The sequence below is a fragment of the Diaphorobacter ruginosibacter genome, assembly GCF_040396215.1.
GTDB classification, from domain to species: domain Bacteria; phylum Pseudomonadota; class Gammaproteobacteria; order Burkholderiales; family Burkholderiaceae_C; genus Diaphorobacter_A; species Diaphorobacter_A ruginosibacter_A.
The window spans coordinates 1-8,477 of record NZ_JBEBOW010000149.1 but is presented as its reverse complement, the minus strand read 5'-3'; the positions used below and the strand labels follow the sequence as shown (position 1 = coordinate 8,477).

Annotated in this window: 7 protein-coding genes; 4 read left to right on the top strand and 3 right to left on the bottom strand. The window is 66.8% G+C overall.

The genetic code is table 11. From position 1 onward, the window contains the following. Positions 1 to 118 precede the first annotated feature (118 nt). The 4 genes from ABWP92_RS15100 (at position 119) to ABWP92_RS15085 (ending at position 5,204) form a co-directional block, all read left to right on the top strand. Entirely contained in the window at positions 119 to 1,630 is a 1,512-nt protein-coding gene (locus tag ABWP92_RS15100; RefSeq protein WP_353236218.1) for an FAD-linked oxidase C-terminal domain-containing protein, read from the top strand. Positions 1,631 to 1,826: 196 nt separating this feature from the next. Continuing rightward, positions 1,827 to 2,249: a hypothetical protein gene (locus tag ABWP92_RS15095; RefSeq protein WP_353236217.1), complete on the top strand. Its 423-nt coding sequence runs from the start codon at positions 1,827 to 1,829 to the stop codon at positions 2,247 to 2,249. A gap of 194 nt (positions 2,250 to 2,443) precedes the next feature. Continuing rightward, on the top strand, positions 2,444 to 4,585 hold the full coding sequence (locus tag ABWP92_RS15090) for a TonB-dependent copper receptor (RefSeq protein WP_353236216.1): 2,142 nt from the start codon (positions 2,444 to 2,446) through the stop codon (positions 4,583 to 4,585). Positions 4,586 to 4,721: 136 nt separating this feature from the next. Continuing rightward, complete coding sequence (locus tag ABWP92_RS15085; protein WP_353236215.1) at positions 4,722 to 5,204, top strand: hypothetical protein; 483 nt, start codon at positions 4,722 to 4,724, stop codon at positions 5,202 to 5,204. 13 nt (positions 5,205 to 5,217) lie between these two features. On the opposite strand, the gene ABWP92_RS15080 is transcribed toward ABWP92_RS15085, so the two are convergent. From ABWP92_RS15080 to ABWP92_RS15070, 3 genes are all read right to left on the bottom strand, one after another. Further along, positions 5,218 to 6,552, bottom strand: coding sequence for a DUF445 domain-containing protein (locus tag ABWP92_RS15080; protein ID WP_502907553.1), 1,335 nt, complete (start codon positions 6,550 to 6,552; stop codon positions 5,218 to 5,220). A gap of 110 nt (positions 6,553 to 6,662) precedes the next feature. Next, positions 6,663 to 7,079: an FKBP-type peptidyl-prolyl cis-trans isomerase gene (locus ABWP92_RS15075; protein WP_353236214.1), complete on the bottom strand. Its 417-nt coding sequence runs from the start codon at positions 7,077 to 7,079 to the stop codon at positions 6,663 to 6,665. A 111-nt stretch (positions 7,080 to 7,190) separates the two neighbouring features. Further along, a complete protein-coding gene (locus ABWP92_RS15070) occupies positions 7,191 to 8,336 on the bottom strand; it encodes an aminotransferase class V-fold PLP-dependent enzyme (protein ID WP_353236213.1) in 1,146 nt (381 codons plus the stop codon). Between the last annotated feature and the right edge of the window lie 141 nt (positions 8,337 to 8,477).

Below are 8,477 nucleotides of genomic sequence, written 5' to 3'. Positions count from 1 at the left end.
CTGAGACAGCCGCCCCGGAGCGATGGAGCGATAACGCGCCAGATTGTCACAACACATCTCACAAGAGGGTGCAAATTTGTTCAAGCCGCCGCCCTGCGGCTTGGACTACATTTCTGGGATGAGCACACCCACCTCATCCCACGATCAAAAACCAACCACCGCCAGCGAACGCGCCACGCGGCAAAAGGAAATTGTCGAAGCACTCGGCAAGCATCTGCCCGCGCACGCGCTGCTCTGGAACTCCGAAGACACCACGCCCTACGAGTGCGATGGGCTGACGGCCTACCGCCAGCGCCCGCTGGTCGTGGCCCTGCCCGAGACCGAGGAGCAGGTCCAGGCCGTCCTGCGCACCTGCCATGGGCTGGATGCGCCGGTCGTGGCGCGCGGCGCGGGCACCGGGCTTTCCGGCGGAGCCATGCCGCACGCCATGGGCGTGACGCTGTCGCTCGCCAAGTTCAACCAGATCCTGGATGTCGATCCGGTCAGCCGCACGGCGCGCGTGCAATGCGGCGTGCGCAACCTGGCCATCAGCGAGGCCGCCGCGCCGCACAACCTGTACTACGCCCCCGATCCCAGCAGCCAGATCGCCTGCACCATCGGAGGCAACGTGGCCGAGAATTCCGGCGGCGTGCACTGCCTGAAATACGGGCTCACCGTCCACAACGTGCTGCGCGTGCGCGGCTTCACGGTCGAGGGCGACCCCGTCACGTTCGGCAGCGAGGCGCTCGACACCCCCGGCTACGATCTGCTGGCCCCGATGATCGGCAGCGAAGGCATGCTGGCCGTGGCGCTGGAAGTGACCGTCAGGCTCATCCCCAAGCCGCAGCTCGCACGCTGCATCATGGCCAGTTTCGATGACGTGCGCAAAGCGGGCGACGCGGTGGCCGCGGTGATTGCCGCGGGCATCATTCCCGCGGGCCTCGAAATGATGGACAAGCCCATGACCGCTGCCGTCGAGGATTTCGTTCATGCCGACTACGACCTGACCGCCGAGGCCATCCTGCTGTGCGAGAGCGACGGCACGCCCGAGGAGGTGCAAGAGGAAATCGGTCGCATGAGCGAAGTGCTGCGCAGCGCCGGCGCGACCGCCATCACCGTGAGCAACAATGAAGAGGAGCGGCTGCGCTTCTGGAGCGGGCGCAAAAACGCCTTCCCGGCCAGCGGCCGCATCAGCCCCGACTACATGTGCATGGACTCCACCATCCCGCGCAAGCGCCTGGCCGACATCCTGCTCGCCATCCAGGAGATGGAAAAGAAATACCGGCTGCGCTGCGCCAACGTGTTCCATGCGGGCGACGGCAACCTGCATCCGCTGATCCTGTTCGATGCCAATGATCCTGACGAGCTGCACCGCTGCGAACTCTTCGGAGCCGACATCCTGGAGACCAGTGTCGCCATGGGCGGCACCGTGACCGGCGAGCACGGAGTGGGCGTGGAAAAGCTCAACAGCATGTGCGCCCAGTTCACCGTGGAAGAAAATCAGCAGATGTTCGCGCTCAAGGGCGCGTTCGACCCCAAGGGCCTGCTCAATCCCGGCAAGGTGATCCCCACGCTGAACCGCTGTGCCGAATACGGCAAGATGCTGGTGCGCGGCGGCCAGATCAAGCACCCGCAACTGGAACGCTTCTGACACCGCGCGGCGTCACCCTTCTTCCAGGGGTGATATCTCTTGCGCCAAATCAATGTACTGACACAGCCGGGCAGGCGGCGCTTTCCCGCATGGCATTTGCTTTACCATTCGATACACGCTGGGGTCGCCAAACGGATTGATGGACCCCGGCAAGCCTTCGCAGCCGAAGGCGCGCCCGAAACACACTCCACCGCCCATGCTTGAGCACCTGCGCCGCAACCGACGTCTGCAAGACTGGGTTGCGGCGTTGTTCTGCGCGCTGGTGCTCACCGCCATGTTTTCCGGCATGCGCGTTCGCGCGTTCATGCCCCAGGCTCCGGCGCGCATGGACATCTGCACCGCGAGCTTCGATGCGGACCACGCCCGGCACGCCGGACATATGCACGCAGCCAGCAGCGCGCCGGTCACAGGCATGGAGCACGAAGGCGGCACGCATCATGGCCCCGAATGCCTGCTCTGCGTGGCGCTTGCGCCGCCCGAGGCCGCGCCCCTGGTCCGCTACCAGCCGCCGCTTTCCGCAACGCTTGCGCGCTGGCGGTTCATGCCTGCGCGGACGCTGGCCTCCCAGCCGGCGCGCGCGCCGCTCCCGCCGCGCGGCCCCCCTTCCCGTCTGGCCTGAAGGGGTTCCGGGGACGACTCGCCCCGGCTCGCTCCTTCCTGCGCTTTCCCTGAAAGCAGATTCGTCATCGCGTGCCCGCACGCGGTGTCCCGATCCTTTTTCTTGCTCCTGATTCCCACCCCACGGACGCGGCGAACGCGCATGCGCGCGCCTTGCGTTCCACGGGGCCGGGAGTCGGGGCTGCCGGACCCTTCATGATTTCCCTTCAACACACTCCGCACCATCGCATCTTTCAACTCCACGCACGCGCCGCGGCCTGCTCCGCCCTGCTGATCGCCCTGGCCGCGCATGCATCGGCCAGTCCCGCGCGGACCGGAACCGACGATGACGCCGCCAGCCTGAGCGAAGTCGTCGTCACCGCCGTGCACGAGCACTCCCCCGTGCATGTGGTGGCCGACCCCAAGCAGCCGCGCCAGCCCGTTCCCGCCAGCGACGCGGCGGACTATCTCAAAAGCATCCCCGGCTTCTCCGCGGTCCGCAGCGGCGGCTCGAACAGCGACCCGGTATTCCGCGGCCAGTTCGGCTCCCGGCTGCCGATTCTCACCAACGGCTCCACGCTGCTGGGCGCCTGCCCCTCGCGCATGGACTCGCCCAGCTCCTACATCTCGCCGGAAACCTTCGACGAACTGGATGTGGTCAAAGGCCCGCAAACGGTGATCTGGGGACCGGGCGCCTCGGCGGGCGTGGTGCGCTTTGACCGCACGCGGCCAGAACTCGACAAGGCCGAAGTGCGCTTTTCCGCCAGCGCCACGGCGGGAACCGCGGCACGCAGCGACCAGAACGCCGATCTGCTCGCGGGCACGAAGGACTACTACGTCCGCTTCACCGCCAACCATTCGCAGGCCAAGGACTACAAGGACGGCGACGGCAAGATCGTGCCCTCGCACTACGATAAATGGAACGCCGACGTCGCGCTCGGCCTCACGCCCGACGCCGACACCTGGATCGAACTGAGCGCCGGAGCGGGCGACGGCGAGGCGCGCTACGGCGGGCGCGGCATGGACGGCACCCAGTTCCGCCGCGACAGCCTCGCGCTGCGCTTCGAGAAAAGGAACATCACCGACTGGTTCAGCAAGTTCGAGGCGCAGGTCTATTACAACCGCGCCGACCATGTGATGGACAACTTCACGCTCCGCACGTTCTCGCCGGGCGGCGGCATGTCGATGCCGATGGCCAGCAACGTGCGCCGCACCACCAGCGGCCTGCGCGTGGCGGGCACGTTCGAGCTTGCCGCGAGCACTTCGCTGGTCGCGGGCGTCGACGCGATGAACAGCCCGCACTACAGCCGCAAGGGCTCGCTGTCCATGCCCTACCAGGACCAGCCGCGCGTGCGCAACGCCAGGTTCAGCAATACCGGCCTGTTCGCGGAACTCACGCAGCGGCTGGACGATTCGTCCCGCATGCTCGGCGGATTGCGCATCGACCACGCGCAGGCATGGCGCTACCCCGTCGCCAGCAGCTCCTCCGGCATGAGCGGCATGGGTTCCATGGGCTCCTCCATGGGCGGCGGCATGAACGGCATGGACGGCGGCGCCAGCACCGCCGCGAGCAACCACCGCCAACGCAACGCGCTGCCCAGCGGTTTCCTGAGATGGGAGCGCAACCTCCAAGGCGGCGCCACAGTCTATGCGGGCGTCGGCCACGTGCAGCGCTTTCCGGATTATTGGGAGCTGATCGCGCCCGCCAACAGCGCGGCGGACAGCGGCAATGCGTTCGGCCTGCTCAGGCCGGAGAAAACGACGCAGATCGACATCGGCGCCAGCATCAGGCGCGAGGACTGGCAGGTGTGGACCTCGGCCTACGCGGGCGTGGTGAAGGATTTCATCCTGTTCGACTACAGCGGCATGTCCTCCGCCGTCCGCAATGTCGATGCGCGCACCGCGGGCCTCGAAGTCGGCGGCAGTTGGCGCATGGCAAGCGCGCTCACCGCACAGGCGACGCTGGCCTATAGCTGGGCGGAGAACCGCTCCGATCATCGACCGCTGGCGCAGACCCCGCCGCTGGAAGCGCGGCTGGGCCTGGATTACACCAGCGGTGCGTGGAACGCCGGGGCGCTCTGGCGGCTCGTCGCATCCCAGCATCGCTATGCGGCAGGCACGGGCAATGTCGTCGGCAAGGATTTCGGCCCGAGCGCCGGCTTCGGCGTGCTGTCGCTCAATGCGGGGTACCGCGTGAACGAGAAGTTCAAGCTCATCGCGGGCATCGACAACCTGTTCGACAAGACCTACTCGGAGCACCTCAACCTAGCAGGCAGTTCCGGCTTCGGCTACCCCGGCAGCGTGCGCATCAACGAACCGGGCAGAACGCTGTGGGTTCGCGGTGACGTGAAGTTCTAGGCGCTGGCCAAAGGCGGGGATGGAAGGCACGGCGGCGCGGGCAAGGTGCGATCGCCATGCCCCGTGCGCTCCAGCCCCGTCCCCGGCGGGCGCCATCGCCGGCGCTTTCGCATGGACTTGGAGCGACAATACCGGCATGGATCAAGACTCCTCCCTCCCCACCGGCGGCCTTTGCGGCGACTACCAGGCGCACCTGCGCGAGGGCAATTCCCTGGTCGCTCAGGCGCAAAGCCTCGCCACCACCGATTTCGCCCGCGCCCGAGCGCTGTGGCAGGAAGCGGGCAAACAGTACTACCTCGCCCACAAGGCTGACCGCGACGAACCCGAGGCCGCCTTCAAGCTGGCGCAGGCCTGGATGGCCGAGGCGCATGCGCTGCAAAAGGAGGGATCCGCCAACGCCGGCATCATGTGGGAAAACGCCGCCGCCCAGGCCGAACTGGCGTTCGACCTCACGCCCGAGAACGGCCGGCTCGCCATGGCAGTCGCCACCTGCTATCACTTCTCGGGCCACGCCGAGGAGGCGCAGGCCTGGCAGCAACTGGCCAGACATCTCCTGGATGGTGACGCCAACCTGGAAGGCCATGGCGGCAATGCCGGCGAAGGCGCTCCCGAGACCTGATTCCCGCAGCGGCTCAGCCGCCGCGCGCGGCAGCGCCCCATAGGGCGCCGGCATGCGAGATCAGGAACAGCAGCAGGCCGATCAGGCCGCCCACGATCGTGCCGTTGATGCGGATGTACTGCAGGTCGCGGCCGATGTGCTGCTCCACGAGCTCGGCCATCTCCTGCGCGTCCCAGCGCTCCACCGTCGCGCGGATATGCTCCGCCACCGACTGTGCAACGTCCGGGGCCCATTGCGCGGCCCACAATTCGAGCCGCACGTTCAGGCGCAGCCGCAGCGCCGCATCGCCCGCGAGCGACATGCCAAGCCACTGCCCCATCTTCGCCACATTGCGCGCGAGGGCCGAATCCTCGGCCTGCAGATCATCGCGCAGCTTGCGGCGCAGATCGGCCCAGATCTCGCGCACATAGGAGCCCAGCGCCTCATCGTTTTGCAGATAGCGGCGGATCTCCTCGCCGCGCTGCTCCCAGTCGGGATCGTGCTGCATGCGCTCGATCAGCCGGGAGATCCCCGCATCCAGGGTGTCCCGCAACTGGTGATTGGGATCCTTCGCCACCTCGACCAGCAGGGCCTCGATCGCATGGGAGATGGCCGACGCACCCTTGCCGCCAAGCCAGTCGGTGGGCAGCACTTTCTGCTTGAGCGGATGCTCGCGCTTGATCCATTTGACGAGCGTGATGGCGATGAAGTTGCGTGTCTGCTCCGACTGCAGCAAGCCGCTCAGGCGCACCAGCAGATCGTCGAGCAGCATCTGATGGCGCCGCTCATGCGTGAGCGCGCCCAGCGCCGCCGCCATGCCGCGCGAGACATCGAGCTGTCCGATCAACGCCCGCGCGGCCTGATTGAGCAGCTCCTGGATCTTCTCGTCCTCCACCGTATCGAGCGCGGTCGCCATCAGGCGCGAGACCTGCTTGCCCAGCAAATCGGCATTAGCCGGCGCGGTCAGCCATTGCGCGAGCATGTCCGCCGGATCGTGCCTGCGAATCATGGTGACCAGGGACGGAGCATCCAGGAAGCGGTCGCGCACGAATACCGACAGGTTCTCCCCGATGCGCTGCTTGTTGCGCGCGATGATGTTGGTGTGCCGCGACAGGACAGGCAAGGGCACGCGCCGGAACAGCGCCGACACCGCGAACCAGTCCGCCAGCGCGCCCACCATGGCGGCCTCGGCCATGGCGCGCACGCATTCGACCCAGAGATTGCGCGGCAACGCGTAGGTCAGCGCGAAGACGATCACCACGGCGACGAACAGCCCCGTCGCCTGGAACTTGGCCCGCGCAAGCTGCGCCTCGCGGGCCGCCGCTGCGGCGCTGACGCCCGGAGAATCCAGATCTTCCATGGGAAGCATTCGCATGCCTCAAGAATAGCCCGTCATGGCCGAATAATCACACGGCCGGCTGTAGGAGAAACACGCATGCCGGGCGCTGGGGCAAGCGCCCGGAGCAGGTGTCCGCCCCTTTACTTCGCGCCATTCACCGCCAGCAGCTCCACCTCGAAATTCAGCGTCGCATTCGGCGGAATCACCCCGCCCGCGCCGCGCGAGCCATAGGCAATGCCGGCCGGGCAAGTGAGCCGGGCCTTGCCGCCCACCTTCATCTTCTGCAAGCCCTCGGTCCAGCAGGGGATCACGCCGTTCAGAGGGAAATCGATAGGCTGGCCGCGCTTGATGGAGCTGTCGAACTCCTTGCCAGAGTCCGGAAACCAGCCGCGATAGTGCACGCGCACGGTATCCGTGGCCTTGGGGCTTGGGCCGGTGCCGTCCTTGAGGCTTTCATAAACCAGGCCGCTGGGCGTGGTGACCGGATCAGCCGCGTGCGCGGCGGTGACCATGGCAAGGGCTGCGGCCGCGGCCAGCAGTGCATTGAGGTGCTTCATGTCGGAGATGGGATTGGAGAGAAGTGAAAAGGGACGAAAGGGAAAAGGCGTTCGCACCTCGCGGATCGCAAACGCCGTGTTTCGCAAGAACGCGCTGGAGCGCCGGGGGCATCAAGCCTTCGCCGGCGGCACGCCGATGGCGTCCAGCGCCTTGGCGAGATGGCCGACCGTGCGGTCCACGTTGTGCCACTTCTCCAGGCCGAACAGGCCGATGCGGAAGGTCTTGAAATCGGGGCCTTCGTCGCACTGCAGCGGCACGCCCGACGCGGTTTGCAGGCCCACGGCGAGGAACGCCTTGCCGGACTGGATATCCGGCTCGCTCGTGTAGCTCACCACCACGCCCGGCGCCTTGAAGCCGTCGGCCGCGACGCTGGGAAAGCCGCGCGACTCGAGCAACGCGCGCACCTTGGAGCCCAGTTCGATCTGTTCCTCGCGCACCTTGGCGAAGCCGTAGTCGCGCGTTTCGAGCATCACGTCGCGCAGCTTGACCAGCGCATCGGTCGGCATGGTCGTGTGATAGGCGTGCTGGCCCTTTTCGTAGCCCTCGGCAATCGTCATCCACTTCTTCAGGTCGCACGAGAAACTGGAGCTTTGCGTGGGCTCGATGGCCTGGCGCGCGCGTTCGGACAGCATCACCATGGCGCAGCAAGGCGTGCTGCTCCAGCCCTTTTGCGGCGCGCTGATCAGCACGTCCACGCCGGTTTGGCGCATGTCGACCCACATCGCGCCAGAGGCCACGCAGTCGAGCACCATCAGCGCTCCGACCTCGTGCGCAGCGTCGGAGATCGTCTTGATGTAGTCGTCCGGCAGCATGATGCCGCTGGCGGTTTCAACGTGCGGCGCGAAGACGACCCTGGGCCGCTCCACGCGGATGGTCTCGGCCACGTCGGCGGCCAGCGCCGGAGCCCACGGGTCCTGCGCGCCCTCGCCCTGCTTGCGCGCCTTGCAGACGATGGAGCCGCCGCCCAGCGCGCCGTCGTCGAAGATCTGCGTCCAGCGGTAGCTGAACCAGCCGTTGCGCACGATCAGCACCTTCTCGCGGTTGGCGAACTGGCGCGCGACGGCTTCCATGCCGAAAGTGCCGCTGCCGGGCACCAGCACCGCCGTGTGGGCGTTGTAGACCTGCTTGAGCGTGCCGAGAATATCCTGCATCACTCCCACGAATTTCCTGGACATGTGGTTGAGCGCGCGATCGGTGTAGACCACCGAGAATTCCAGCAATCCATCAGGGTCGACGTCGGGCAGCAATCCGGGCATTGGTAATCTCCAGTTGGGGCCCGCCTGCTTCGCCTGGATGAGGCGCGCGACGAGCCGGTTCAGCAATGAAAACGGTATCTCTCTTCGATGGAAATACAGCTTAGCACGCACCCGCCATGGCCCGGGCGCTCCGGCGTGGAA

Coding starts and splice junctions, on each gene's coding strand:
- ABWP92_RS15100 (WP_353236218.1), top strand. CDS start 119: ATGAGCACACCCACCTCATCCCACGATCAAAAACCAACCACCGCCAGC.
- ABWP92_RS15070 (WP_353236213.1), bottom strand. CDS start 8,336: ATGCCCGGATTGCTGCCCGACGTCGACCCTGATGGATTGCTGGAATTC.
- ABWP92_RS15080 (WP_502907553.1), bottom strand. CDS start 6,552: ATGCTTCCCATGGAAGATCTGGATTCTCCGGGCGTCAGCGCCGCAGCG.
- ABWP92_RS15095 (WP_353236217.1), top strand. CDS start 1,827: ATGCTTGAGCACCTGCGCCGCAACCGACGTCTGCAAGACTGGGTTGCG.
- ABWP92_RS15075 (WP_353236214.1), bottom strand. CDS start 7,079: ATGAAGCACCTCAATGCACTGCTGGCCGCGGCCGCAGCCCTTGCCATG.
- ABWP92_RS15085 (WP_353236215.1), top strand. CDS start 4,722: ATGGATCAAGACTCCTCCCTCCCCACCGGCGGCCTTTGCGGCGACTAC.
- ABWP92_RS15090 (WP_353236216.1), top strand. CDS start 2,444: ATGATTTCCCTTCAACACACTCCGCACCATCGCATCTTTCAACTCCAC.